This window comes from Variovorax sp. DAIF25 (assembly GCF_050711835.1).
GTDB lineage: Bacteria > Pseudomonadota > Gammaproteobacteria > Burkholderiales > Burkholderiaceae_C > Variovorax.
On the sequence record NZ_CP136637.1, the window covers coordinates 2394198 to 2420616 of the forward strand.

At 70.8% G+C, this 26419-nt stretch carries 17 protein-coding genes; 3 read left to right on the plus strand and 14 right to left on the minus strand.

Annotated elements, in window-relative coordinates:
- The first annotated feature begins 254 nt into the window (after positions 1 to 254).
- Positions 255 to 11987, plus strand: coding sequence for a filamentous haemagglutinin family protein (locus R0232_RS45430; RefSeq protein ID WP_431513735.1), 11733 nt, complete (start codon positions 255 to 257; stop codon positions 11985 to 11987).
- A 68-nt stretch (positions 11988 to 12055) separates the two neighbouring features.
- Positions 12056 to 12739 carry an RNA polymerase sigma factor gene (locus tag R0232_RS45435; protein ID WP_431513736.1) on the plus strand — a complete coding sequence of 228 codons (684 nt, stop codon included), beginning with the start codon at positions 12056 to 12058 and terminating at the stop codon, positions 12737 to 12739.
- 49 nt (positions 12740 to 12788) lie between these two features.
- On the opposite strand, the gene R0232_RS45440 is transcribed toward R0232_RS45435, so the two are convergent.
- Positions 12789 to 13880 (minus strand): NADH:flavin oxidoreductase/NADH oxidase, encoded by a 1092-nt coding sequence (locus R0232_RS45440; RefSeq protein WP_431513737.1) that lies wholly within the window; start codon positions 13878 to 13880, stop codon positions 12789 to 12791.
- Positions 13881 to 13980: 100 nt separating this feature from the next.
- On the opposite strand from R0232_RS45440, the gene R0232_RS45445 reads away from it, so the two are divergent.
- Positions 13981 to 14301, plus strand: a complete 321-nt coding sequence (locus tag R0232_RS45445) for an ArsR/SmtB family transcription factor (protein ID WP_093345369.1) — start codon at positions 13981 to 13983, stop codon at positions 14299 to 14301.
- A gap of 10 nt (positions 14302 to 14311) precedes the next feature.
- Here the strand turns inward: R0232_RS45445 and R0232_RS45450 are convergent, their stop codons facing one another.
- The 13 genes from R0232_RS45450 to R0232_RS45510 all read right to left on the minus strand — a co-directional run bounded on the left by R0232_RS45450 (position 14312) and on the right by R0232_RS45510 (position 26322).
- Positions 14312 to 14596 (minus strand): putative quinol monooxygenase, encoded by a 285-nt coding sequence (locus tag R0232_RS45450; RefSeq protein ID WP_431513738.1) that lies wholly within the window; start codon positions 14594 to 14596, stop codon positions 14312 to 14314.
- Between the two features lie 51 nt (positions 14597 to 14647).
- The gene (locus tag R0232_RS45455; protein ID WP_431513739.1) at positions 14648 to 15328 is read right to left on the minus strand and encodes a DUF2894 domain-containing protein; all 681 of its coding nucleotides are present in this window, start codon (positions 15326 to 15328) and stop codon (positions 14648 to 14650) included.
- Complete coding sequence (locus R0232_RS45460; protein ID WP_431513740.1) at positions 15321 to 15992, minus strand: OmpA family protein; 672 nt, start codon at positions 15990 to 15992, stop codon at positions 15321 to 15323. The genes R0232_RS45455 and R0232_RS45460 overlap by 8 nt, the downstream gene beginning before the upstream one ends.
- Positions 15992 to 18649 (minus strand): DUF802 domain-containing protein, encoded by a 2658-nt coding sequence (locus R0232_RS45465; protein WP_431513741.1) that lies wholly within the window; start codon positions 18647 to 18649, stop codon positions 15992 to 15994. The genes R0232_RS45460 and R0232_RS45465 overlap by 1 nt, the downstream gene beginning before the upstream one ends.
- Before the next feature lie 10 nt (positions 18650 to 18659).
- Positions 18660 to 19391 carry a DUF3348 domain-containing protein gene (locus R0232_RS45470; protein WP_431513742.1) on the minus strand — a complete coding sequence of 244 codons (732 nt, stop codon included), beginning with the start codon at positions 19389 to 19391 and terminating at the stop codon, positions 18660 to 18662.
- Between the two features lie 168 nt (positions 19392 to 19559).
- Positions 19560 to 20213, minus strand: coding sequence for an aspartate/glutamate racemase family protein (locus tag R0232_RS45475; protein WP_431513743.1), 654 nt, complete (start codon positions 20211 to 20213; stop codon positions 19560 to 19562).
- A complete protein-coding gene (locus R0232_RS45480) occupies positions 20210 to 20920 on the minus strand; it encodes a GntR family transcriptional regulator (protein WP_057590138.1) in 711 nt (236 codons plus the stop codon). The genes R0232_RS45475 and R0232_RS45480 overlap by 4 nt, the downstream gene beginning before the upstream one ends.
- Positions 20917 to 21846, minus strand: a complete 930-nt coding sequence (locus tag R0232_RS45485; protein WP_431513744.1) for a polysaccharide deacetylase family protein — start codon at positions 21844 to 21846, stop codon at positions 20917 to 20919. The genes R0232_RS45480 and R0232_RS45485 overlap by 4 nt, the downstream gene beginning before the upstream one ends.
- A 2-nt stretch (positions 21847 to 21848) precedes the next feature.
- Positions 21849 to 22643: an ABC transporter permease gene (locus R0232_RS45490; RefSeq protein ID WP_413765239.1), complete on the minus strand. Its 795-nt coding sequence runs from the start codon at positions 22641 to 22643 to the stop codon at positions 21849 to 21851.
- Positions 22640 to 23494: an ABC transporter permease gene (locus R0232_RS45495; RefSeq protein ID WP_296783721.1), complete on the minus strand. Its 855-nt coding sequence runs from the start codon at positions 23492 to 23494 to the stop codon at positions 22640 to 22642. The genes R0232_RS45490 and R0232_RS45495 overlap by 4 nt, the downstream gene beginning before the upstream one ends.
- Positions 23491 to 24582, minus strand: coding sequence for an ABC transporter ATP-binding protein (locus R0232_RS45500; protein ID WP_431513745.1), 1092 nt, complete (start codon positions 24580 to 24582; stop codon positions 23491 to 23493). The genes R0232_RS45495 and R0232_RS45500 overlap by 4 nt, the downstream gene beginning before the upstream one ends.
- Before the next feature lie 10 nt (positions 24583 to 24592).
- Positions 24593 to 25633, minus strand: a complete 1041-nt coding sequence (locus tag R0232_RS45505) for an ABC transporter substrate-binding protein (RefSeq protein WP_398494851.1) — start codon at positions 25631 to 25633, stop codon at positions 24593 to 24595.
- Positions 25634 to 25812: 179 nt separating this feature from the next.
- Positions 25813 to 26322 carry a DinB family protein gene (locus R0232_RS45510; protein ID WP_093345409.1) on the minus strand — a complete coding sequence of 170 codons (510 nt, stop codon included), beginning with the start codon at positions 26320 to 26322 and terminating at the stop codon, positions 25813 to 25815.
- Positions 26323 to 26419: the final 97 nt, after the last annotated feature.

Genomic DNA, 26419 nt, shown 5'->3' on the forward strand with positions numbered 1-26419 from the left:
CTTTGCCGAGGTGCAGCGCGTCTCCGCCGTTGATCTGCAAGGACTTTTCAGATGGAGGCCGCAGCGGCGAGCGCGTGCCCGCAACGAGTCCAAAAATATTCTTCTGGAATTCGACGTTTCCGTCCCGTCAAGGAACTGACGGCTCCTGTCGCGTTGGCTCTTGATTGCCATCGCAGGGGGCTTCTTGAATGCGGCTTGCCTGCGCGAAGCGCGCAGCCCCTTCGGCACAGTCCTTACTTCGGCGGGAACAAGAAATGACCATCAGTGGGTACAACGAGAAGAATCGACCGACACGCGCGGCGCGGCAGGTTTTCAGGATGGCGCCAGTCGCGCGGGCCATCGCGGTGGCGCTGGCCGCGGGTGGGGTCCTCGGCAGCGCGCACGCCCAGCGGGTGTTCGGTCCGGCGTGGTTCGCCGACAAGGGCGCCGCTCGGGCGGGCGTGATCGCAACGGGCAAACTGCCGAACGGCACCCCGGCGTCCAGCCTGATCAACCCGACGCAGCCATCGGCCGCGGCGAGCCAGCAGTTGCAGGCTTCCATCAACAACCTGAACCTGGCCGCGCGCACGATCGCCGCGCAACAGGCGCAGCAGGCACAGAAGCGGGCCGAGGCGCTGGCCAGCGGCGAATCTCCGCCGGACGGCCTGGCCGAAGGCGGCCTGAAGGTCGACACCCATTCGCTGACGGCCGGCTGGCTCAATGCCAGGAATCCCGTGCAAGCAGCAGCGGACGGCAGGACCACGGTCACCATCGAGCAGACCGCCGACAAGGCCATCCTGAACTGGGAGACCTTCAATGTCGGCAAGAACACGACGGTGAAGTTCGACCAGCGTGCCGGCACCCAGGCCAAGACCGGCGTCAACGAGTGGATCGCGCTCAACCGCATCAACGATCCCAGCGGCCGACCCAGCCAGATTGCCGGCCGCATAGAGGCCGAGGGCAGCGTCTACCTCATCAATCGCAACGGCATCCTGTTCACCGGCAGCAGCCAGGTCAACGTGCGCAACCTGGTCGCCTCCAGCCTGAAACTCAGCGACGAACAGTTCAAGGCCGGTCTCAACACGCGCCTGGGCGCGAAGGCGGGCGACCCCGGTTACTGGAGCGGCCTGGAAGTCGGCGTCGGGATTCCCACCTTCGGCGAGAACCCCAAGCAGATGCCGACCGATTCGAACGTCCTGTTCGAAGACATGGGCCCGGCCTTCGATCCGGGCAAGCCGCCAGGCGACGTCAAGGTGCTGGCCGGTGCGCAGATCACGGGCCAGGGTGGCCACGTGCTGATGTTCGCACCCAAGGTCAGCAATGCGGGCAGCATCCGGACACCGAGTGGCCAGACGCTGCTGGGCGCCGGCGAGAACGTGTGGCTGGAAGCCAGGGAAATCAGCCCCACCGTGCGCGGCTTCGATGCCGTCGCCTCGTCGGTGCGGCCCTGGGTCTTTCCGGCCAAGTTCCTGATCAATCCGCAGACAGCGCCTGCCTTCCAGCCCTACCTCATCGGGCGCATCGTGTCCGACATCCTGCCGCTGATGGAGCAGCGCGCGGCCCAGGTCGGCTACAGCGTGCTCAACACCGGCATCGTCCAGGCCGATCACGGCGACATCACCATGGTGTCGCGCGAAGTCAACCAGCACGGCATCCTGCAAGCCAGCACCGCGCTGAACAACCGGACCGGCTCCATCCGCCTGCACGCCTGGGGCCAGGGCGTCCACAACATCGACATCAATCTGGCGGCCAACGTCTCGCACCTGGCGGCCTGGTCGGGCGGCACGCTGACCCTGGGGCCGGACAGCATCACGCAAGTCGTCAACGACTGGCAGGACACCACCCGGATCGAAAGCGGCTCGCTGGCCAACCGCTACCAGCCCGGCCGCATCGAGCTCCACGGCAAGACGATCGACGTGCAGACCCGTGCCCAGGTCACCGCCGCTGCGGGCAACATCGACATCCAGGCCCAGGCCAACCCTGCGGCCCTGCAGCGCAACACCCAGGTGGGCGACGGCAGCCGCATTCTCATCGGTGAACATGCCACCGTCAGTACCGCGGGACTGATGCAGATGCCGGTGGACATGGCCAGCAACTTCGTCGAAGCCGAACTGCGCATCAACGAACTGCGCGACTCCCACCTGCAAGCGAATACCTGGCTGTACGGCCGGAAGGTCGTCGTGGATCGACGCAAGTCGGGGACCTTCAAGGGGCTGATGGCGGGGGTCGAATGGGTCACCGACGAGTCCGGCAAGGCGGTCAAGGGTGTCTGGGTCGGCACCCCGCTGGCGGACGTGACGGGCTGGGTGGGCAACGGCCTGATCGGCTTGTCCGAGCTGGCGGCGCGAGGCGGCGACATCACGATCCAATCCAACGGCTCGGTGATCACGCGGCCGGGATCGATTCTGGACGTGTCCGGCGGCTCGGTGCGTTACAGCGACGGCTGGAACACGGAAACCCTGCTGCGAGGCGTGGACGGGCGGAGCTACACCATGTCGTCCGCTCCGGCGGACATGACCTACGAGGGCATCGCGGGCCAGTACCAGTACACGCATGCGCGCTGGGGTGTCACGCAGACCTATGTCAATCCGCTGTTGTCGGGGCGGCGCTGGGAGCCGGGCTACGAGGAAGGCCGGAATGCCGGTTCGATCGACATCCGTGCCGGCAGCGCCTTCATCCTGGAGGGTGAGTTCAGGGGCTCGGTGCAGCCCGGCGACCGGGTGCAGGAAGCGTCCGAGCTGCCTCGGGCCGGCCGCCTCACGGTGGGTTCCAACCGGGCGCAAGAGGGCATGTGGACCCTGGGCCAGGTCATCATCAGCGACAGGCCCGCGCTGCTGCCGGCGGATTTCTCCATCGGCAGCCCGCTGGGCAGGGACGCCTTCCTGACCGAGCCGGAAGGGCAATCCCCCGGCGCCGGCGCGGGCGTGGGCCGCACCACGTGGCTGTCCGCCGCGGGGCTGAGCCATTCAGGCCTGGGCGCCATCGAGTTGAACCTCAACACGGGCTTCGTGCTGGAAGACAACGCGGTGGTGAATCTGCAGCCGGGGGCGCGCTTCACGGCCGCGGTCTACGACGGCCAGGGCATCCCCGGCAACTTCGACATTCAGGGCAAGCTCATCGCCCCGGGTGGCTCCATTGCCCTGAGCGCCGGCGGCCAGTCGGACAGCGTGCTGCGCCTGGGTGCGAACAGCCTGCTGAGCGTCGCGGGCCAGTGGGTCAACGACAGCGCTGGGGGCGTCACGCTGGGCCGCGCCATCCATGGTGGCTCGATTGCACTGGGGACTCCGATGAAAGAGGGCCTCGGCACGGTGTACGGCAACGTGGACGTGGCCGCCGGCGCAGCGCTGGACGTGTCCGGCGGCGGCTGGCTGTCCGGTGTCACGTCGGGCGGCAAGGCGGGCAAGGTGCAGGCGGGCAATGGCGGGGCCATCAGCCTGACGGCGTTCGACAACACGGCGCTCGACACGCTGGACCTGCGCGGCTGGGCGGGGGGCGATGCGTCCCGGCTCACCCTCACTGCGACCGGTGACGTGCAGGTGGGCGGCTCCGCGCTCGCGGGCGGGGCAACGGGCGAAAGTACATCGGGCGCAGCCAAGCCGCTGCACCTGCCGCAGACCCTGTACGCCGAGCGCGGCTTCGGCACGATCGGCATCCGTTCGCTCGGCGGGGACATCGTGGTCGCGGAAGGCGCACGGGTCCACATCCAACCCGCGAGCTGGGACATGCCCGCCGCGGTATCGACACTGCGCACGCTGCCCAGCGGCAGCGCATTGGGCGATGTGCTGGCCCCCAGGGCACTGGACGAACTGAGCGAGCCGCGCCGCGCCGCGCGCGCGCCCGGCGGCCTGTCGCTGGCGACCGCCGCGTCCGGCGGCGGCATCCGCATCGACGCGAACGCCAGCATCCAGACCGAAACCGGCGGCGCGATCTCGCTGGACGCCGACGGGTCCGGGCAGGCTTCCGTGCTCGTGGCGGGCCGTCTTCAGGCACCGGCCGGGGCGCTGAACATCCGCGCCAAGAACACCTTGACGCTGGCCGACGGGGCCGAATTGCTGCTGCCCGGCGTGGCGCAAATCTTCCACGACCCGGTCATGCGCCTGCCCCAGGGCAGGGTGCTGCCGGGCGGCACGGTCACGCTGAACGCCGGCACGCTGGATGCGCAAGCGGGTGCGCTGATCGACGTGTCGGGCGCGCGGGGCACGGTGGCGTATTGGGATCGCGGCACGGGTGCGCTCGGCGCCCTGCGGCGCGTGAACCAGGAGCTGGGCAGCGATGGCGGCGCGGTCGTGATGGCGGCCGCGGCCGGCGGTGCGATGAATGCCAGGCTTCGCGCCCACGGCGGCAATGCCCAGGCGGCGGGCGGGTCCTTGTCCATCACGGACACCAGCGCGGCCGGGAGTGCGTCCGGGGACCTGGTGGCGCCGGACATCGGCTCCTTCCTCTACTACAAGAGCCCCACCGGCACGTACACGTTCAACGGCGAAAGATACGCGCGGATCATCGGCACCAGCGGCAACCTCGACGTCCACGACGAGTATGCCGGCGACGTCAAGATGAGCAGTGCCATGCGCACCGCGCTCAACACGATGCTGCCAACGTCGGTGTCCAGCAGCCAGGGGCTCGTCCTCGACGCGGGCGCGGCGCTCGCCGCGGGACCGGGCGCCGACAGGGCGCCGTGGGAGCACGACGCGAGCATCGACAAGCGGGTGGTCGAACTGCTCAACAAGTATTTCTGGAGCGGAACCGGAACGGCACTGACCCACAAGATCGACATCGGCAACATCGCCACCTCGGATGGCACCCTGCACGTGTCGGCGAAGGCGCTGCAGGACACGGGCTTCTCGGCGGTGGATCTGCATTCCACGCAGGTGGGCGTGCAGCTTGCCGGCGGCGTCGACCTGAGCGTCGCCGGTCGCCTGGGCATCACCGCCCCGGTCATCAGGAGCGACGGGCAGGGCGGCGTGGTGCGCCTGCACGCCCGCCATCTGCAACTGAACCCGCTGGCAGGCACGGTCGGCGCCACGGCCGGCAATGCCGGCGAACTGATCCTGTCGGCCAGCCAGGCCATCGACATCGCAGGCAGGGGTGCGAAGGGCGAGTCTGCGTCGCCCGTCGACGTCAAGCTGCGCGGCTTCGAACGCACGGTGCTGGACACCGCCGACCTGCGCTTCGTGGCAGGGGCCTACAGCGAAGGCGGCACCGACTACGACGACTCCCAGCTCAGGGCCACGCTGGACGTGGGTGGCGCGCTGGAGATCAAGGCCGCGCAGATCTACCCGGCCACGGCCGTCACGGCGCGAATCAACTCGGACCGGTCCATCACCGTGCGCGGCAACGGTAGCGCCGCGGCGCCTCTGTCGGCCGGCGGCAGCCTGACGCTGAACGCGCCCGTCATCGAGCAGGACGGCGTGCTGCGCGCGCCCTTCGGACAGATTGCGCTGAATGCCAGCGAGCGCCTGACGCTGGGCACGAACAGCCTGACCTCGGTGTCCGGCGCGGGCCTGGACGTGCTCTACGGCAGCCTGCGCAACGCCGAATACTGGCTGGACCCTGCCAACCCGCAGGGCCGCAATCGTGCGAATGCCGGCGATGCCAGTTCACTGGACGAAAACCGCTATCTGTCGTCCCTGCCGGAAAAGCGCGTGCTCCTGCAAGCGCCGGACGTGGCCATGGCCGCGGGCGCGGTGGTGGACATCGCGGGCGGGGGCGATCTGCATGCGTGGGAGCACGTGCCCGGCTCGGGCGGCTCGCACGACGTGCTGACGCTGCCCGGCATGTACGCGGTGCTGCCGGGTTACCAGGGCCTGTCGCCCGTGGCGGGCGGTGCGGCGGGCCAGAAGGTCTGGCTGGCCGGCGGCGGCCTGGGGGCCGGCTGGTACACGCTCCTGCCGGCACGCTATGCGCTGCTGCCCGGCGCCTTTGCGGTGCAGAGCACGGGCCAGGCCTTGCCGGCGTGGGCTGCGTCCCGTGGCGAGGTGGTGAGCCTGCGTGACGGCTCGACGATCGTGGCCGGGCGGGAACAGGACACGATCAGCGGCGCGCGCGATGCCACGGCCTCGGGCTGGCGCGTGCTGCCCGGCAGCCTGGTGCGCAAGGTCAGCGAGTACAACGAAGCGCGGGGCAACGCCTTCTTCTCGTCGGACGCGTTCAAGCTGACGCAGTACCGCCTGACAGGGCAGGACGTCGTGACCCCGCGCCTGGCCCGCGATGGCGGCGCGGTGGTGTTCAAGGCCGACCGCGCGCTGACGCTGGACGGCGAGCTGCGCGCGCAACCCGATGCGGGCGGGCGCGGCAGCCTGGTGGACATTGCCGCCGCGAAGATCGCCATCGTCGGCGCGGGGCAGGACAGCAACGACCTGCGCGCCGACGGCTACCTGGTCGTGGACGCCGGCAGCCTGACGCGCTTCGGCGCGGGCAGCCTGCTGGTGGGCGGCACGCGCACGGGCGATGTGCGGGGCCTGCAGGTGGACGTGGCCGCCAGCGACGTGGTGCTGCGCAACACGGCAGGCACCGCGCTGAGCGGCCCGGAGGTGATCCTGGCCGCGGCGAATGCGGTGTCGATCGAGTCGGGCAGCGTGCTGCGCGCGGACGGCCGGGCCTCGGGCGACGAGGCGAACCTGGTGCTCAAGCCGCAGGTGGCGGCCGTGTGGAGCGACAACAACACGCCGAACGACACCAGCGACGACCACATCGTCACACCCTCCAGGGACTGGGGTGCGCTGGTGCGCGTGAGCAGCGGCCAGGCCGTGCGGGCGTTGCGCGAGAACGTCGACACCACGGTCGGCGGCCAGGTGCGCATCGGCGCCGGCGCGCTGCTGCAGGGCGGCGAGGCGTTGCTGCTCGACGCCACCAGCAACACGGAGATGGCTGCCGGCGCGCAGCTGTCGGGCAAGGCCTTGTCGGTGGCCGCGAGCCGCATCGGCATCGGCGGCGGCAGCGGCGGCCTGGTGCTGGACGCCGACGCCCTGGCGCAGCTGTCGCGCGCGCAGGCATTGACGCTGCACAGCTACGGCAGCCTGGACTTCTATCGCTCGCTGGACATGCGCGGCCTGGCGCAGGTGGTGTTCGACGCCGCGGCCCTGCGCGGTCATGGCGCCGATGCCGTGCAGGTACAGGCCTCCCACCTGACGCTGCAGAACACGGGCGCGTCGCTCGGCAGCGCGGGCACGGGCAATGGTCGCCTCGAGCTGTCGGCAGGCGAACTGGTGCTGGGCGCGGGCGACAAGACGATGTCCGGCTTCGACCAGGTGCTGCTGTCGGCCAGCCGTCGCATCGCCGGCGAAGGCACCGGGGGCCTGGACGCCGGGACGGCGGCGCTGACGCTGCGCACGCCGCTGCTGCAAGGGGTGTCCGGCGCCGACCAGGCCCTGCGAACGCAGGGGCAGCTGGTGTTGCAGCAAGAGGCGCAACTGGATGCGCAAGAGATGGCGGCACTGGGCCGCGCCAGCCTGGGCGCGCGCCTGAGCCTGTCGGGCCAGGGCGTGACCGTGGCGCTGCCGGTGCTCGCGCTGGGCGGCAGCATTGCGGTCGATGCCGGCACGGGCAACCTCACGGTTGCAGAGTCGGGCCGCCTGCACGCGGGGGGCCTGGAAAAAGTCTTCTTCGACGCGGCCCAGTACGTGGATGCGGGCCAGATCAGCCTCGCGACGCGAGGCGGCTTGATCGACCTGGCCCCGGGCAGCCTGCTGGACCTGTCCGCCCATCCGCACGGCGGCGACGCCGGCCGCCTGACGGTGGATGCATCGGCCGGCGGACGGGTCCACTTCGGGGGCACGCTCCAAGCGCAGGCCGGTGCCGGGGGCAATGGCGGCAACTTTGCGCTGGCCATCGATCGGCTGGACGATTTCGGCGCGCTGGCGCGAACGCTCAACGATTCGGGTTTCAGCCGGTCGCGGCAGTTCCGCGTCCGTCAGGGCGACCTGACGATCGCGGGCACCACGCGGGTGGCCGACTTCGAAGTCATCACCGACCGCGGCGTGATCTCTGTCGACGGCACGGCGCGCGTCGAGGCCAACGCGGCCTACGGCGGCAGCATCCGCCTGGTCGGCGGGGCAGGGCTGACGATGCAGGCTGGCGCGGTGCTGGCAGCCCATGCCACCGACGCCATCGACGGCCTGGGCAGCAGCCGCATCGACCTGGAAGCGGTCGACGGCCAACTGAACCTGGCTGGCGGCACGTTGGACCTGAGCGGCGGCGAAGGCGGCAAGCTGCGGCTGCGGGCGCAGCGCACCGCGGGCAACGACGGCCTGAACGTCACGGCGCTGAACGCCGCCGTGCAGGGCGCGCGCTCCGCGGTGCTCGAAGGCGTGCGCCGCCATGCCAGCACGGACGGCACGGTGGAATCCGTGGCCCCGCAGGCGATCGCCGAGGCCAATGCCTTTGCCGGCCACACCGACATCCTGACGCGGCTGGGCGGCAATGCAGGCGCCTACACCTTGGCGGCGGGCATCGAGATCACCAGCCCGGGCGACCTGACGCTGGGCCGCGACTGGAATCTGTTCGACAGCTTCGGTGCGGCGCACCGCGAAGGCACGCTCACGCTGCGCGCCGGCGGCAACCTGAACATCGACGGCCATCTGAGCGACGGCTTCGACGTGGCGGGCCGCGACAACGGCGCGGGCCGGGCGGCGCGGCTGCAGCAGGCCGCGTCGTGGAACCTGCGCCTGGTGGCGGGCGCGGACCTGAATTCGGTCGACGCACTGGCCACGCGGACGCCGGGTGCGCTCGCGAGCGATGCCGGCACGATCCGCGTGGGCACGGCCGGTGCCGAGTCGGGCGCCGGCAAGCTGGTGCGCACCGGCAGCGGCGACCTGACGGTGCGCGCCGGGCGCGACCTGGTGCTCGCCCACAAGGAGTCCGCGCTGTACACGGCGGGCCGGGCCGAAGCCGATCCCACCTTGGGTGGCGGCTTCGACACCGCCAGCGTCGATGCCCAGTACGGCACCGCGGGCGGTCACCTGGACGTCGCGGTCCAGGGCAGCGTGCGCGCGCCGACCCAGCAGGGCGTGCGTTCGGACCAGATCCTGACCGAATGGCTGTTCCGCCAGGGGCGCTACGGGGGCGAGTTCGGCAGCCCCACCGGCTACTACGACGCGTACAACATGGGCGACAGCTGGGCGCCGGTCATGTCCACCCGGGGCCAGCAACCGAGCTGGTGGGTGAACCACGCCAGCTTCCAGCAGGGCCTGGGCGCGCTGGGCGGCGGCAACGTGAAGCTGTCGGCGGGCGGCGACCTGGTGAACCTGGTGGTGGCCTTGCCCAGCACCATGCGCGTGACGGGCGGGCGTTCCGCCGGCGATGCCGCGGCCTCCATCGTGACGCGCAACGGCGGGCAGCTGCAGGTGAGCGCGGGCGGCGCCCTGAAGGCCGGCCAGTACTACGTGGGCCGCGGCGCCGGCGAGATCGACGCCGGCACCAGCGCCGCCGGCTATGTCATGACCGGCACGTCGAGCAACGGGTCCGGCGCCACCTATGCCTACGACATCGCGCCCGTGCTGGCGCTGTCGGACGCCACGCTCAAGCTGCAGACGCTGGGCGACCTGGTCCTGCAGACCGTGATCGACCCCATGCAGATACGCCGTGCCTACATCGACCAGGCCGACAAGGACACCAGTGGCGGGGCCAGCCATGCGATGTTCATGAGCAGCCAGACCGAGCGCAGCGCCGTCACGCTGGTGTCCACCGGCGGCAACGTGCGCCTGGAAAACCAGTCGGAATACGTGGCGGGCAACGACACGGGCAACACCACCAAGCTGGTGAACGGCATGACGGACACCAAGCTCCAGACGGACATGGTGGGCCTGTACCCGGCCAAGCTGAGCGTGTCGGCCCTGAGCGGAAGCATCGACATCGCAGGCCTGCTGGCGATGGCGCCGGCGAACACCACCGACCTCTCCTTGCTGGCTGCCCAGGATCTGCGCTTCCTGCGCGGCAGCAGCCTGCTGAACACGGGGGCCATCGTGATGACCCAGACCACGCTGGACAAGTGGCCCTCGATCTTCCGCCCGTGGACAGGCCTCACGACCATGCTGGGCGGTGCGTCGGCGTTTGGTGCGCCGCTGAAGTCCGTCTATGGCGGCTTCTCGGTGACGAATGCCTTCCTGACGAACAGCGCCAATGGGGGGGCGGAGCTGTTCGACAACCCGCAGACGCTGCCGATGCAGGCGCACGACTTCGCGCCCAGCCGCCTCTACGCGGGGGCCGGTTCCATCAGCGACCTGAACCTGATCGCGTCGGAATCGGTGCGCGTGCAGGCCGGCACCGACATCCGCAATTTCGAGCTGAGCGCGCGAAACCTGCGCGCCACCGACAGCACGGTGCTGGCGGCGGGCAACGACATCCTGGCCGTCGCCAACCGGTTCCTGTCGCATCCCTATGCGGGAGCCAGCGGAGGCGCGGCCTCGTACTACTACGACAGGGGCAGCCGCACCGCGCTGCAAGGGCCGGGGGAGCTGCTGCTGCTGGCCGGGCGCGACATCCAGGGCAACAACTTCTCGCTGTACACCAACGGCAATCGCTATTGGGACTACGTGTCGGCAACGCCGCGCGGCGAGGAAACGAACATCATCAAGGCCCTGCCCGTCGAGGGTGCCGACATCACCCTGATGGCCGGCATGAACAAGGCCGCCAGCTACGACGCCTTCGAGTCGGCCTACCTGAACCCGGCCAACGTGGCCGCCATGCCGCAGTACCTGAAGACCACCCTGGCGGACGGGACGGTGGCGCCGCTGTACCTGACCGACGGCGTGGACCACCGCGGCGACCTGCCCAAGCTCACGCGCCGGGGCCTGGTGTCCTTCGTGGAAGGCGTGCTCGGTGCCGACAAGGTCGCCGGCCTGACCGGCCGCGCGGACGGCAAGCTGAGCCCGCAGCAGGCGTGGGAGCAATACCGGCAATTGCCGTCCCTGGTGCGCGAGCAGTTCCTGCGCCAGGTCTTCGTCTATGAACTGCGCGAAGGAGGGCGCGACCAGAACGGGGGCGACGGGCAGAACGGTCCCATCAACGGCGGCTACCGCCGCGGCTCCGCGGCCATCGACACGCTGTTCCGCGGTGCGACGGCCGAAGGCCAGCCCGTTCGCTACGCCGCGGACCTGCCGGACAACTGGCGCAGCAGCTGGTCCGGCGTGGGCAGCATCGCCGCGACCCGGATGGCGGCGCGCACCCACCAGGGGGGCGACATCAACGTCTTCACCCCCGGTGGCGGCCTGCAGGTGGCGGGGCTGGGCGCGGTGGTGCCGGACGGATACGGCCTGGTGACGCTGGCCTCGCCGGGGCAGGTCAATGTGTTCGCCGACCGGGACATCATCGTGAACCGCTCGCGCATCCTGTCCTTCGTCTCGCAGGCCGAGCCCCTGGGCAGCGACCAGGTGTTGTGGTCCAGCCAGGGCGACATCGACGCCGGCCGCGGCGCCAAGACGGTGCGCATCCCGCAGGCGCCGGAAGTCACGTCGGACGCGGACGGCAACATCACCGTGCAGGAAAAGCGCGACATGAGCGGCGCCGGCATCGGCACCGTGGGCGAAGGCGACGTGGACCTCGTCGCGCCCAGGGGGACCATCGATGCGGGCGATGCCGGCATCCGGGTCGCCAGCAACCTCAACATTGCCGCGCTGCAGGTGCTCAACGCCGACAACATCCAAGTCGAAGGCGAAGCGACCGGTCTGCCGATGGTGGCTGCGGTGAACATCGGTGCACTGACCAACGCCAGCGCGGCGGCGGCGTCGGCGGCCATGGCGGCGCAGGAATCCCTGCGAAACGAGCGGGACGCGGCGCGGCGCAGCCTGCCGTCGGTGTTCACGGTGCGGGTGCTGGGCTTCGGCAACGAAAGCCTGTCCCCGGGAGGTGCGGATACATCGCCGCCGCCGCGCCCCGGCTCGCCATCGAGCGTTTCGCTTCGATACGACCCTGCCCACTCCGTGCAGGTCTTCGGACACGGCAACCAGTTCGACGCGTCCGTGATGTCGTTGCTGACCGAAACCGAGAAGACCAGGTTGCGGCATGCCAAGTAAGACGCTTTCCCCGCTCGACTTCGGTCTCGGTCCTTGCTCCCAGGGGCGATGAGCGAAGGCGGTCCGCTATGAATGCACATTCTTCGTGTTGTCCGGGCGTCCCCGGCGCGGCCGATGCATCGTCTCTTGATCCCGATCCTGAATTCGTGGGCAACGGCGAACTCCCCGGCGTGGTGCTGCGGGCGTTCCTGACGGCGAACTACGCGTACCTGCATCGCCGCTTGGCCCGCGATCTCGGCTGTTCCGATCGGGCCAGCGAGTGCTTGCACGACGCCTGGCTGCGCCTGGGCGACATGACGGCATCGGAGCCCGTGCGCAGTCCCGGGGCCTACGTCTACCGAACGGCTCGCAACCTGGCCATGGATCGCCTGCGCCACGATCGGTCCTGGCAGTACGTGGCCGAGTGGGATAGCGCACTCGATCTCCTGGTCGATCATGCGCCCGGCCCGGATGCCATCGCCGAGGCGCGTTCGGCCGTGGAAGCCGTCGAGGAGGCAATGCAGCGGCTTTCGCATCGGCATCGTTCGGTACTCGTTGCGCTGCGAATAGAGGAGATGACCCGCCAGGACGTGGCGGACCGGCATTGCATCTCCCTGCGCAGGGTGGACACTGCACTTCGTCAGGCCCTGGACTATTGCGCTCATGCGTCCGGTCAGACAGCGTGGGCGGAAGTCTCTTCGCCCCGACCGGGTTCTTCTCGACGATGGCAGGAGAAAGTCGTCGCCCCGATGCGTGCCAGCGGCCGCGAATGACCAGGGGAGCGAAATTGGATCTACGCAGCTTGGCTGGCGCGCCCGACGATCACGAAGACCGATAGCGCTCCAGCCAGTGCGCGTATGGCGCGGGCAGCGTCCATGCCGCCTTGTCCACGCCGAGCTCGAGCGCGGCGCGGTACGGCCAGTGCGGATTCGCAAGCAGCGGCCGGCCCAGCGTGACCAGGTCGACGGTGCCGCCGGCGACCAGTTCGTCCGCTTGCCGGGGCTCGCTGATGAACCAGCTCGTGGTGGCGGGCAGGCCCGTCTCGCGGCGCACGCGCTGCGCGATCGGCGCCATCAGGGCCGGGCCCCATGGGATCTTCGCCTTGGGCGTCGAGAAGCCGATGCTGACGTCGATGAAATCGAGGCCGGCCGCCTTGAGCCTGCGCACGAGCTCGATGCCTTCCTCGAGGTCGTCCTGGCCCGCGAACTCGGTGACGCCGAAGCGGGCCGCGAGCGGCAGGCGCTCGGGCCAGACCTCGCGCACGGCGGCGAGCGTTTCGATCAGGAAGCGCGCGCGGCCTTCGAAGTCGCCGCCGTAGGCATCGGTCCGCAGGTTGGACCAGGTCGAGAAGAAGCTTTGCGCCAGGTAGCCGTGCGCGAAATGCAGCTCGAGCCATTCGAAGCCCGCGTCGAGCGCGCGCCGGGCCGCGGCCACGAAGTCGGCCTTGACGCGCTCGATGTCGGCCAGCGTCATGGCCTCGGGCACCTTCGGCAGGCCGCCGCCGAACGCAACGGCCGAGGGGGCGATGGTCTGCCAGCCGCGCGCGTCGCCGTCTGCGATGTGGTCGTCGCCTTCCCAGGGCCGGTTGGCGCTCGCCTTGCGCCCGGCGTGGGCGATCTGGATGCCGGGCACGGCGCCGGCGGCCTTGACCGAGGCGACGATCTTGCGCCACGCCTCGGCCTGCGCATCGGTCCAGATCCCGGCGCAGCCGGGCGTGATGCGGCCCTCGGGCGAAACGGCCGTGGCTTCGGCGATGACCAGGGCCGCGCCCCCGCGCGCGAGGCCCGACAGATGGACGTGGTGCCAGTCGTTGACCACGCCGTCGACGGCCGAGTACTGGCACATCGGCGAGACGACCATGCGGTTTTTCAGCGTGACATCTTTCAGAGCGAAAGGCGAGAAGAGGCTTGGCATCGGATCCCTGGAGAACGTGTGAAGAACAAGAATTGATCGTACACTAGTTCGATAACTATCGAACAATAGGACAAAAGCCGATCCGTGCTATGGTCGCGCGATGCGCAGCCTCAACCATCCGGCCCTCGACGATGTCTCGCTGACCCAGGTCCTCTATGCCCTGAGCGATCCCGAGCGTCTGCGCGTGGTGCACGAGCTGGCCGGCTGCGGCGAGGCCAGCTGTGCCGCGCTGGGCGGGGGCAGGGCGAAGTCGAGCATGTCGCATCACTTCAGGGTGCTGCGCGAGGCGGGCATCGTGCGCACCCGCACCGACGGCCCCGCGCATGTGAACGAGTTGCGCCGCAAGGAAGTGGACAAGCGCTTTCCCGGCCTGCTGAAGGCCGTGCTCGCAGCTCAGGAACCGGCCGCGAAGCAGGGCTGAAGACGCCGCCTCAGACCCGCTCGAAGCTCTCCACCTGCTTCGAGACCACCCAGTCCGTCGTCATGCTATTGAAGCGCTGGAAGTGCGCGCTCGCGAGATGCGCGTCGAAGGCCGCGCGGTCGTCGTAGACCTCGTAGAGGAAGACATGGCCCGCGTCGTCGGGCGCCACGCAGACGTCGAACTGCCGGCAGCCGGGCTCGTGCTCGACCGAGCGCGAGGCGTTGGCCTTGATCTCGCGGAGGAAGTCTTCCCGGTGTTCGGGGGCGATGTGGAAGTGGACGGTGACGATGTGCATGGAGGCCACATTCAATGTGTTTCCCCATGGCCCTGCGGCAAAAGGGGACGCTCAGCCCGACTTTCCGCGCCCCGACTTCTTCCCGCCCTCGGCGCGCGCCGCGGGCGCCGAAGCCTGGCTGGCCTGCAACTGCTCCACCCACAGCAAGGTGTCGACGTAGGTCATGAAGCGGTTGAGGTACTCGGGCGAGAGATCGCGCATGAGGATCAGCGCGCGGTGCACGAGGTGGTGCGAATTGAGCGGACCCGCGTTCTCGGGCATCTTCGCGAGCGACTGCGTGAGCCGGCGATCGGCGCTCAGGCGCGACCAGGTGCCGCGGAAGTAGCGCATGGTCTTGAGCTCGGCGGGCGCGGCGGCGGACGAGGCGAGGCTCGCCGAAGTGGCGCGAGCCGGCACGGCACCGCTCGGTGCCGGGGCTTCCTCGGGCAGCGGCGACTGGCGCGCGATGTGTTCGACGAGCTCGGCGAGCGCGCTGCGCGGCAATGGCTGCGACGTTGCGGCCGCCGCCTCCGGCACCGCCTTCTCGAAGTCCTCGCCATACGCGCTCAGCAATTGCCGCAGCCGCTCGTCGAGCAGCCGCCTGGCCTCGCCACGCTGCGTCGCGGTGCGCTTCGCGAGCGTCTCGATGAAATGCAGCCGCACGGGATCGAAGCGCTCGGCCCCGCGCGCGCGCCAGGCCGCGACGGCCGCGAGCGGGTCGTCGTTCGCGTCGATGGGCGCGTCGCTACTCACGGGCCTTCGCTGCAGTGCCGGTGCCCACCGCATAGGAGGGCCGCGGCGTCGGCGCCATCTCCACGCGCCGGTTCTTCGCGCGGCCATCGGCATCGGCATTCGAGGCCACGGCCTGTTCGGCGCCGAAGGCGGCGGCGAACACCGAGGACGAGGGCACGCCTTCCTCGATCAGCGTGCGGGTCACGGTCAGCGCGCGCTGGGCCGAGAGTTCCCAGTTGTCGGCGAACAGGCGCGCGCCCTCGCGCATCTGGCGGTTGTCGGTGAAGCCGCTCACCATCAGGATCTCGTCGCGCGAACGCAGGTAGGTGGCCAGCGGCGCCGCGAGGCTGCGCAGCACCTGCCGGCCCTCGGGCTGCAGGTCGGCGGAGTTGAAGGCGAACAGCACGCTGCCGCTGATGCCGATGCGCCCGTTGTTGAGCGTGACGCGGCCCGCGGCCAGCGGCCCGGCCAGCGCCTTCTCGAGCGCCTCGCGGCGCTGCGCCTCGGCCTGGCGCTGCTTGACCTCGGATTCGAGCCTGGCCGCGAGATCGAGCTGCATGCCGATCGCGCAGACCAGGATCAGCACGAAGGCGCCGAGCAGGCCCGACATCAGGTCGCCGAAGACGGCCCAGACCGGCACGCTGGTGTCGAGGCCGGCGTCGTCGATGTCCGCGTCCTGGCGCATCACGCCTCGCTGGCCACGGCGGCGGGCTGCCGGCTGGCGATCTGCTGCAGGTCTTCCACGATCTGCTTCTGCGACATGATGCTGAGGTCGATGACCTCGCGCGCCTGCGCCACGTAGTAGGCCAGCTGTTCGTCGCTGCGCGCCATCGACTTGCCGAGCGCGCCTTCCACGCGCTGCAGGTGCGCCACCAGCTTGTCGTTCGACTCGCCGAAGCGCTGCACCGCGAAGCCGAAGGTCTCGCCGAGGCTCGCGACCTCGACCGCGCTGCCCGTGACCTGCGCGGCCACCTCGGCCATCTTGCCGGTCTGCGTTTCGACCTGTTCGGCGAAGCGGCTGCCCGCGCGTTCCATCGCCTCGGCCGATGCCGCCACCAGCGCGTCGACCGCGCTGCGCTGTTCGGTCGACGCATGGTTGACCGCGTCGAGCAGCGTGCCCAGCGTCTCGAGCAGGCGGTTGCGTTCCTCGAGCATCGCGTTGTCGCGCGCCATGCTGTCCGACAGCTTCTGGCGCAGTTCCGACACCACCTCGGCGGCGGCGCGCGGCGCTTCGGCGGCCGCTTGCAGCAACTGCGCGATCTCGGAGACGGTGCGCTTGGCATGCGCCTCGTTCTGCGACGACATCTCGCCGGCGGTCTTCGTCAGCGCATCGAGCAGCTGGCGCTGCTGGTCGGCGCTGTGCGCACCGGCCTGCTGCCATTCCTGGCGCAGCGCGCCGGCCATGGCTTCGAGCGAGCCGGTCCAGGCCGCGAGGCGCTGCTCGTCGCGCGAGGCGAGGTCGGCCTGCGTCTCGAGCAGCTTCTGCTGATGGTCGAGCGCATGGGCGCCGGCCTGCTGCCATTCACGCTGCAGCGAGGCGGCCATGGACTCGAGCGATCCGGTCCAGGCGGCGAGGCGCTGTTCGTCGCGCGACGAGAGGTCGGCCTGCGTCTCGAGCAGCTTCTGTTGATGGTTCAGCGCATGGGCACCGGCCTGTTGCCATTCCTGCCGCAGCGACGCGGCCATGGCCTCGAGCGAGCCGGTGAAGGCCGCGAGGCGCTCCTCGTCGCGCGCGGCGAGGTCGGCCTGCGTTTCCAGCAGCTTCTGCTGATGGCCCAGCACATGGCTGCCCGCCTGCTGCCATTCCTGTTGCAGCGACGCGGCCATCGCCGCGAGCGAGCGGGTCCATGCCGACAGCCGTTCCTCGTCGCGCGACGAGAGATCGGCCTGGGTGTCGAGCAGCTTCTGTTGATGGATCAGCGCCTGCGCGCCGGCCTGCTGCCATTCCTTCTGCAGGGCCGCACCCATCGAGGTCAGCGATTCGGTCCAGGCCGCGAGGCGTTGCTCGTCGCGCGCGGCCAGTGCGGCCTGTAGCTCGCCCTGCGCGTCGCCCACGGTGCGCAGCAGCGAGGCCGCATGCGCCTCGAAGGCCGTGGCGGCGGCCGACAGCGCCTGCTGCGCGTCGCCCGACAGCCTGTCGCTCGTCTCCTGATGCCGCGCAAGCGCCTGTTGCCAGGTGTCCGACACCTTGCCGACCGTGGTCTCGAGTCGCGTCGACACGCCATCGACCAGCGCGGTCGAGCGCTGCTCGAAGCTCTGCGCGAAGCCTTCGAGCGAGCCGCGCAGGTCGCTCGACAGCGCCTCGCTGGTGCGCTGGTGCGCGGCGAGCGCGCCCTGCCAGGTGTCGGCCACGCGGCCGGTGCTGGCCTCGAAGCGCGACGACAGGCCCTCGAGCTGCTGCTGCACCGTCTGCGCGATGCTGCCGTGCAGCGAGGCGGTCTCGCGCGCGATGCCGGCCATGGTGGCCTCGACCACCGGCTGGATCGCGGCGCCGGCGACGCGCGCGCTCTCGATCAGGCTGTGCTTGAGCGACTGGTCGACCGAGCTCGCGAGGCCCGCGTAGACCGCCTCGGCCTTGCCGTGGAATTCGGCCTGGTTGCCGATCAGGCGCTCGCTGAGCACCTGGGTCTGGCGCTCCATCGCGCCCATCATGGCCTGCAGCTGGCCGACCAGCTCGGGCATCAGGTCGGCCTGGCGCTGCAGCAGCTTGAAGGACTCGTCGCGCCGGTGCGCCTGCGAGTGCACGCGCAGGGTGCTCGCGATCTTCGCGTCGAGCGCCTGCGAAGCCTGCAGCCGTTCGCGCCGGCACAGCGCCGACACCAGGCCCAGCGCCGCCGAGGCGGCCACGCCGGCCACCGAGGTGCCGAAGGCGAGGCCGAGGCCGCGCACCGGGGCCGAGAGCGATTCGCGGATGGCTTCGAGGTCGGTCGCGCCCTGCAGCGCCGCGCCGGTGCCGTTGAGCGTGACCACCATGCCGAGGAAGGTGCCGAGCATGCCCAGCAGCACCAGCAGGCCCGCGAGGTAGGGCGCCAGCGCCGGCCCGGGCAGGCCCACGCGTTCGCCCTCGACGCGCAGGCGCACGGCGTTGCGCAGCGAGGGATGCAGGGAAGCGAGCCAGTCGCCGAGGCTGGCCGGGGGCTCGGACAGCGCGTTCGTCGCCTGCACCAGCGAGCCCGTGGCCTGCTGGAAGCGGTGCAGCTCGAGCCCGCCCATCAGGTAGAACGCGGCCACGAGCCCGGTGACGGCCAGCGCCAGCGTGTTCGTGCCGATGTAGCCGGCGCCGACCCAGCCGACGACGGCCAGGCCCGCGACGAACACGGCGTGATGGAGAAATCGGGTCATGTGTATCCAGTCAGCCCTTGTGACCGGTGCGCAGGGCTTCGAGCAGCCCGTCGACCGGTTGAAATCGAAAGTCCAGTTCGGCCTGCAGCACGTCCTGGATGTCCTTGCGGAAGACCGCGAGCCAGTCGGCATGGCCGCTGGCATCGGGGTCTTCCCCCGTCGTTTCCTCGCTCTGGCGGGCCTTGCGCAGCCGCGCGAAGCGCTTCTCGAGCGCCGCCGGCACGCTCGCCAGCAGGCTGCGTTCGCGCGCGCCCAGCACCTGTTCCATCACCACGTCGACGGCGGCGAGCCGCGCCATGTCGTGCGAACCGGCCGCCAGCCGCGCGCGCAGCCGGCCGCGCAGCGGGCCGATGGCGGTCTCCATCGCCTGCTGCCGCGCGAGGTAGCGCTGGCGCATCGGCGCGAAGTCGGGCGGCGTCTCGGCGTCGGCGGTTGCCGCGGCAGCGCGTGCCTTGGCGGGCGCGAAGCTGCCGTCCTCGGCGATCGCCTGGGCCAGCGCGGCGCGCACGCGCGCGCATTCGCTCTCATCGGCGCGCACCGAACCCCGCGGGGCCGGCGGCAGGCTGGCCGGCGTGCCGTTGAGGGCGGCCGACAGCGAGATCGCGTCGGTCCAGCCGAACCATAGGCTCAGCCGGTCCGCCGAAGCCTGTTCGGATTCGCGGATGTCGCCATCGGTCAGTCGGGAAAGCAAGCGGACGAGCGCCGAGCCGTTGAAACCAGTGCGCTGTGGAACGTGCGCCATGCCAGAGTCGGAAAAACCCGGCAGTCTACACCGCCGACCCTGGGGGGAATCCCGGGGCCGGGCCCGCTGGCAGTGGCGCGGATGGCGTTTCGCCCAGGGGCGGCGCGGGCCGCCGAGGCGGCGGGAATTTTGTATCGAAATCCAACCTGCCCGTGCCGGGCCCGGCGCTCAGGCCGGGGGCTTGGGCAGCGCGTGTGCGAGCAAGGCCACGGCCGCCTCGACCGGCCGGTCCACCGCCAGGCCCTCGGCCCAATCGAAGCGCAGTCCTTCGAAGGCCGCGCCGCCGGGCACCAGCCGCCTTGCGCCGGCCGCTCGCGCGCGGGCCGACAGCGCGCGCACCTGCGCACGGAAGCGTTCGGGATCGGCGCGCAGCGCCGCGCCGTCGCCATCGAGCGCGAACACGCCCGCCAGCAGGTGCGCCGCGCCGCCGGCCGCCACGCAGTCCGTGAGGATCGGCACCCAGGCCGCGCCCGCCGTGAGGATCGCGAAGCGCTCGCCGCGTTGCCGCGCGGCCAGGATGGCGGCCTCCGCCAGGCCGGTCACGGGCACGCCGGCGCGCTCGCGTAGCACCGCCAGCCCGGGGTCGCCGAAGCAGGCCAGCAGGATGGCGTCGGCGCGCGGCGCCTCGGCCAGCAGTGCGGGCATGGCAGCCGCGGCCGCGTCGTAGCTCGGGCGGTCCTTGATCACCGGCGGGCCGGCGGAGGCGGTCCAGCCGATGGCCCGCAGGCCCGGCGGCAGCAGCGCGCGGGCGGCCGAGACCACGGCCTCGGTCATCGCCTGGCTGGTGTTCGGGTTGAGCACCAGCAGCGTGGCGTCGCTCATCGGCCTTCGTCCGTGGACTGCGCGGCACGCTGGCCGGCCCACATGCGCAGCAGCACGCCCACCACGTCCTGCGAGGGCGCGGCCGCGCCGGGGCGCAGCCGGGTCTCGACCAGCGACAGGTGCGAGCGCATCGCGCGCGCGGCACCGCCGCCGTCGCCCTTGAGCAGCGAGGTGAAGATGTCGCGGTGCTCGTCGCAGGCGCATTGCGCCGAATGCGGCGCCTCGTACATCGCCACCAGCATCGAGGTCCGGCTCACCAGCTCCTGCATTTGCTGCAGGATGAAGGTGTTGCCCGTGGCCTCGGCCAGGATCATGTGGAAGTCGGCCGACAGCCGCACCGAGGTGGCGCGGTCGCCCTCGGCCAGCGCGGCCTGCTCGCGCTCCATGTGCTCGCCGAGGCGGCGCAGCGCCTCGGCGCCCGCGTTCTGCGCCAGGTGGGCGACGATGCCGCCCTCGAGGATGCGGCGCGCGTCGTAGATCGAGCGCGCCTGCTCGAGCGAGGGCGCGGCCACGAAGGCACCGCGGTTCGGGATCATCTCGATCAGCCGGTTGGTGCCCAGCCGCAGCAATATCTTGCGGATGCGCTCGCGGCTCACGCCGAAGACCTCGGCCAGCGCGGTCTCGCGCAGCGGCGCACCGGGCGCCAGCGCGCCGGCCAGCAGCGCGCGCGAGAGCGTGTCGTAGACCGCGTCCTCGCGTTCCTTCATGCGGCCGTGCCCTCGTCGGTGTGCGCCAACCAGTGGCGGGCGATGCGCTCGCGGCTGGTCACCCAGGCGCCGCCCTTGTCGTGGAGGTGGCGCAGGATGCGCTCGAGCGCGCCGATGCGCCCGGGCCGGCCGATCATGCGCAGGTGCAGGCCCACCGACAGCATGCGCGGCGCGTGAGCGCCCTCGCGCCACAGCCAGTCGTAGGCGGCACACACGTAGTCGGCGAAGGCGTCGCCGGTATCGAAGCGCTGGGTGTTCTGGAACTGCATGTCGTTGGTGTCGAAAGCATAGGGCAGCACGAGGTGCGGCCGGCCGTCGACCGCCACGCGGTAGGGCGTGTCGTCGTTGTAGGCGTCGCTGTCGTAGAGGAAGCCGCGCTCCACCAGCAGGCGGCGCGTGTGCGGGCTCGGGTTGGAACGCGTGTGCCAGCCCACGGGGCGGCGCCCGGTGGCGGCCTCGATCGCCGTGCAGCAGCGGTCGATGGCCAGCCGCTCCTCGTCGAGCGTGAGGTCGATGCCGCGCTCCCAGCGCCAGCCGTGCGCCGAGACCTCGTGGCCGGCCTGCGCCGCATGCCGCGCCAGCCACGGCGAGCGCTCCACCGCGCGGCCGCAGGCGCTGAGCGTGAAGTGCCCGCCATGCTGCTCGAACAGGTCGGCGATGCGCCAGTAGGCCACGCGCGTGCCGTACTCGAAGTGGCTGTCGATGCAGCGGTCGGGCACCGGCTGGCCATCGATCACCTCGTAGATGGCCTCGTTGCGGCTGTCGCCGTCGGTCATGGAGAACTCCGCGCCCTCCTCGAAGTTGACGACGAAGGAGACGGCCACGCGCGCCGCCTCGGGCCAGCGCACGGCGGGCAGGTCGCGGCCGTAGCCGATGAAGTCGCGCGCGGGCGCCGTGATGGAAGCAGGGGATGAAGAATCGGCCATGGTCAGAACTGGGCCAGCCGGCGCAGGCCGACCAGCCTTTCGGCGATGAAGAGCACCACGGCGGCCAGCAGGATCAGGCAGGCCGAGATGGCGGCGATGGTGGGGTCGGGCGACTCCTCCAGGTAGTGCAGGATCTCGATCGGCAGCGTCTTGCTGCGCGCGTCGGTCAAAAAGATCGAGATCGGGTAGTTGTCCATCGAGGCCAGGAAGGCGAACAGCCCCGAGGTCAGGAAGGCCGGTGCCAGCGCCGGCACCATCACCTGCAGCAGCGCGCGCGGGCGCGACAGCCCCAAGGTCTGCGCCGCCTCGAGCAGCCGGGTGTCGAACAGCGCCAGGCTCGCATGCACCGTGCGCGTGACGTAGGGCAGGGTGATGACCACGTGCCCGATCAGCAGGCTCCAGAACACGTTGGCCAGCCCGACCGCGCGGAAGGCCTGCAGCAGCGCCACGCCGATCACCAGCCCCGGCATCATCAGCGGCGATACCAGGAAGGCCAGCAGCGCCTCGCGGCCGCGGAAGCGCCCCTGCTCGATCGCGATCGCGCACAGCGTGCCGAGCACCAGCGCCGCGAGCGTCGCGCCCGCGGCCACCGCGGCCGACAGCAGCACGGTGTCGGCCAGGCCGTCCTTGGCCAGCATCGCGCGGTACCAGCGCAGCGACCACTGGCCCTCGGGCAGGTTGAACACCGGCGAGGGGCTGAACGAGACCAGCACCACCACCACCAGCGGCGCGAGCATGAAGACCGCGGTCGCCGCCATCAGCAGCCCGCCCGCGAGGCGGTTCCAGCGTGTGCTCATGCTGCCGCTCCCTGCGCCTGCCCGCGCGCCTGCAGCCGGCGCGTGAGCAGCGTGCTGCCCACCACCACCGCGACCGCGATGGCCAGCAGGATCACCGCCAGCGTCGAGCCCGACTGCCGGTCGCGCATGAACAGGTAGGCGCGCGCCAGCAGCGCGGGCAGCGTCTGGTAGCGGTCGCCCACCAGCAGCGCGGGGATCACGTACATCGACACCGCCATCGAGAACACGAAGGCCGAGCCCGCGACCACGCCCGGCAGCGACAGCGGCCAGGTCACGCGCACGAAGGCATGCAGCGGCTTCGCGCCGAGCGTGGCGGCGGCCTCGGCCAGGCGCGAGTCGATCTGGCGCGCCACCGTGAACACCGGCAGCACCATGAAGGGCAGGAACACGTGCACCGCGGCGATCACCAGCCCGCGCTCGTTGAACAGCAGCCGCGCCGGCTCGTCGACCAGCCCCAGGCCCAGCAGCACCTGGTTGACCAGGCCGTTGCTGCGCAGCAGGATGGTCCAGGCGAAGCTCTTGACCACCACGCCCACCGACAGCGGCAGGATCAGCGCGAGGAACATCAGCCCCTGCACCGGCAGCGAGGCGCGCGCCATCGCGAAGCCCACCGGATAGCCGATCAGCAGGCACAGCAGCGTGACGAGCAGCGCGATCTTCAGCGTGTTCCAGACCACGACGGCGCTGAAGGGATCGGTCGCGAAGCGCGCGTAGCCCGCGAGCGAGAAGCCGCCCTGTTCGCCCTGGAAGCTGGTGGCCAGCAGCGCGGCCAGCGGCAGCACGAACAGCAGCACGAGGTAGCCCGCGCCCGGCACGGCGAGCCAGCCCGGCGATCCTTCGGCGCGACTCATGGCGCCGCCTCGGCCGCGAACAGCAGCGTGTCGGCCACCGGCCATTGCACCGACAGCGTCTCGCCGGGGCGCGGCGCCAGGTCGTCGTGGGCCGGGAATTCCGCGAGCAGCGTCGCGCCGCCGCCCGGTGCGCTGAAGTAGACCAGCCGGTTGGCGCCGCGGTAGACGGTCTGGCTCACCACCAGCGACAGCCGGTTCATGCCCTCGGCCGCTGGCTGCGGATCGCGCGAGGCGCGCAGCCGCTCGGGGCGCACGCCCACCAGCACCTCGTGGCGCAGGCCGCCCGCGCCGACGTCGCGCGCGCGCTCGGCGGGCACCTCGATCTCGCCGCAGGCGGTGCGCACGCGCGCGCCGTCGAGCGTGCCGCGCCATTGCGAGGACAGGCCCACGAAGTTGAGCGCGAACTCGGTGCGCGGCTGGCCGTAGATATGTTCGGGCGCGTCGAGCTGCTCGATCGCGCCGCGGTTCATCACCGCGATGCGGTCGGACATCACCAGCGCCTCTTCCTGGTCGTGCGTGACGAAGATTGCCGTCATGCCCGCGTCGCGCAGGATCTGGCGCAGCTCGACCTGCATGGTCTCGCGCAGCTTGCGGTCGAGCGCCGACAGCGGCTCGTCGAGCAGGATCAGCCGCGGCCGCGTGGCGATCGCGCGCGCCACCGCCACGCGCTGCTGCTGGCCGCCCGACAGCGCCGAGATCGGCCGGTCCGCGAGCGCCGCGAGCCGCACCGAGCGCAGCGCCGCGTCCACCGCCCGCGCGAGCTCGGCGCGCGGCGTGCCGCGGGCCTTCAGGCCGAAGGCGATGTTCTCGCTGACCGTGAGGTGCGGGAACAGCGCATAGCTCTGGAACACCACGCCGATGTTGCGCTGGTGCGCGGGCAGCGCGGTCACGTCGGCGCCGCCCACGCGCACCGTGCCGGCGTCGCACGCCGCGAGCCCGGCGACGATGCGCAGCAGCGTGGTCTTGCCGCAGCCCGAGGGGCCGAGCAGCGACACGAATTCGCCGGAACCCACCTGCAGGTCCAGCCCGTCCACGACCGTCTGCGCGCCGTAGCGCTTGACGATCCCGCTCAGTTCGAGGGTGCTCATGAGATGCGCCTCACAGCGCCATCTCGCGGTCCCAGCGCTCGACCCAGGCCTTGCGGTTCTCGGCGATGTAGGCCCAGTCGGGAATGAACACCTCGCCCTTGGGCAGGCCGGCCGGCGCGGCCACGCCGGTGTTGGTGGGCATCGCGAGCGAGATCTCGGCGATCTGCTGCTGCCAGGCACCGAGCATCGCCTCGACGAAGGCATTGGCGAGGTCGGCCTGCGGGCCGCCCCGGACCTTGGCGATGCCGGTCGGCATGGCCATGCCGCCTTCCTTCGGCAGCACGAAGTCGATCGGCGCGCCCTTGGCCTTGCGGTCGAAGGCGTTGAATCCGATCATGCCCGCGATGGCCGTGGCCTCGCCCTGCTCGAGCAGGTTCAGCGCCTGCGGCAGCTGGGTGTAGACGGTCAGCAGGTTGGGCTTGAGCGCCTTGAGCTTGCGGAAGGCGGCCTCGGGCTGGTACTGCGCGTCCTTCATCGGCTTGCCGGTCTCGAGCGCGGCCGCCACCAGGAACATCGACAGGCCCTCGGTGTTCTGCAGCGAGGGGATCACGACCTTGCCCTTGTTGGCCGGCTCCCACAGCGCCGCGTACGAGGGCATTTGCTTGAGCTTGGCCGTGTTGACCGCCACGCCGGTGGTCGACTGCATGTAGTTGGCCCACATGCCGTCCATGTGGACCGTGCCGGGCTTGAGCTTCGCGAGGCTGGGGATGTCCTTGGCGGTGAGCGGCTCCAGCACGCCTTCCTTGACGGCCGGGATCATCACCGGGTCGTCCATCAGCACCACCGACATGTACTGGCGGCCCTTGTTGTTGACCATCTTCTCGAGGTTCACGAGCGAGCGCGTGCCCTCGAAGATCACCTTGCAGCCGGTCTGCTTCTCGAACACCGGGATCAGCGGATCGAGGAAGGCCTTGTGGCTGCCCGCGCCGCCGACCACGAGTTCGCGGCCCTTGCCCTGGGCGCGCACCCAGGCCGGCGCGGCCAGCGTGGAGGCGGCGAGGAGTCCCTGCCCGAAGGCGCGGCGCGAGAGGCCGGATGCTGAGCGATTCATCTGCATGTCCTTGGGGGGCGATGCCCCAAATGGGTGGATGGAAGGCCGTGGCAGCCGCCAGTCAGCCCAACAATTGTGCGCTCTTCAAAAGAAATTGTGCACAATCCATGCAGGAAGCCAAATCCGTGCCAACCCGCAGGCTCGGGCGCTGCGGGGCGAAGAAGGACCGGGGAGGGGCGCTACGCGCGCAGCCGGCGCGCCGGTTCGGCCTCGTGCAGGTAGGCCGTGAAGGTGTCGCGCGGCGACGAGCCCGTGTGGCGCGTGAGGATCTGCCCGACCTCGCCGCGGTGATAGCCGCCATGGGCGATCACGTGGCCCAGCATCTCCTCGCGCGACATGCGGCCGGCCGAGCCGTCGGTGAAGTCGAAGGCGAGCGGAGCCGCCAGGTCGTCGTCGCCGATCGCCTGCACGTGAGCGACGAACCAGCGGTCGTTGTCGCGCACCGCCTGCAGCAGGTGCCCGGGCGCGAGCCGCTGGGGCGAATGGGTGCCGGTGTAGGCATGGGGCCGGCCTTCGAGGTGGGCCCTGAAGATGCCGTCGACCGCATGGGCATGGTCGAGGGTGGCCCAGGCCGCCTCGAGGTCGTCCTCGGGCAGCGTGCCCCGCGCGGCCAGCAGGCCGGCGAACAGGCTCTCGTCGGCCCAGGCCTTGTAGCGGAACATCGAGGTCAGCAGCGTGCGTGCGCTCATCGGGGTCTCCTGGCGAAGCGCCGCGGCGCGGCGCGCTTCGGGGCACGATGATCCCCGGCGCCCATGGCGCGGTCCAATGAAATGCAACCGGCCCACT

What these genes read in the sequence shown, in the direction of transcription:
- R0232_RS45430 (WP_431513735.1), top strand. Translation starts at nt 255, where the DNA reads ATGACCATCAGTGGGTACAACGAGAAGAATCGACCGACACGCGCGGCG.
- R0232_RS45435 (WP_431513736.1), top strand. Translation starts at nt 12,056, where the DNA reads ATGAATGCACATTCTTCGTGTTGTCCGGGCGTCCCCGGCGCGGCCGAT.
- R0232_RS45440 (WP_431513737.1), bottom strand. Translation starts at nt 13,880, where the DNA reads ATGCCAAGCCTCTTCTCGCCTTTCGCTCTGAAAGATGTCACGCTGAAA.
- R0232_RS45445 (WP_093345369.1), top strand. Translation starts at nt 13,981, where the DNA reads ATGCGCAGCCTCAACCATCCGGCCCTCGACGATGTCTCGCTGACCCAG.
- R0232_RS45450 (WP_431513738.1), bottom strand. Translation starts at nt 14,596, where the DNA reads ATGCACATCGTCACCGTCCACTTCCACATCGCCCCCGAACACCGGGAA.
- R0232_RS45460 (WP_431513740.1), bottom strand. Translation starts at nt 15,992, where the DNA reads ATGCGCCAGGACGCGGACATCGACGACGCCGGCCTCGACACCAGCGTG.
- R0232_RS45465 (WP_431513741.1), bottom strand. Translation starts at nt 18,649, where the DNA reads ATGACCCGATTTCTCCATCACGCCGTGTTCGTCGCGGGCCTGGCCGTC.
- R0232_RS45470 (WP_431513742.1), bottom strand. Translation starts at nt 19,391, where the DNA reads ATGGCGCACGTTCCACAGCGCACTGGTTTCAACGGCTCGGCGCTCGTC.
- R0232_RS45475 (WP_431513743.1), bottom strand. Translation starts at nt 20,213, where the DNA reads ATGAGCGACGCCACGCTGCTGGTGCTCAACCCGAACACCAGCCAGGCG.
- R0232_RS45480 (WP_057590138.1), bottom strand. Translation starts at nt 20,920, where the DNA reads ATGAAGGAACGCGAGGACGCGGTCTACGACACGCTCTCGCGCGCGCTG.
- R0232_RS45485 (WP_431513744.1), bottom strand. Translation starts at nt 21,846, where the DNA reads ATGGCCGATTCTTCATCCCCTGCTTCCATCACGGCGCCCGCGCGCGAC.
- R0232_RS45490 (WP_413765239.1), bottom strand. Translation starts at nt 22,643, where the DNA reads ATGAGCACACGCTGGAACCGCCTCGCGGGCGGGCTGCTGATGGCGGCG.
- R0232_RS45495 (WP_296783721.1), bottom strand. Translation starts at nt 23,494, where the DNA reads ATGAGTCGCGCCGAAGGATCGCCGGGCTGGCTCGCCGTGCCGGGCGCG.
- R0232_RS45500 (WP_431513745.1), bottom strand. Translation starts at nt 24,582, where the DNA reads ATGAGCACCCTCGAACTGAGCGGGATCGTCAAGCGCTACGGCGCGCAG.
- R0232_RS45505 (WP_398494851.1), bottom strand. Translation starts at nt 25,633, where the DNA reads ATGAATCGCTCAGCATCCGGCCTCTCGCGCCGCGCCTTCGGGCAGGGA.
- R0232_RS45510 (WP_093345409.1), bottom strand. Translation starts at nt 26,322, where the DNA reads ATGAGCGCACGCACGCTGCTGACCTCGATGTTCCGCTACAAGGCCTGG.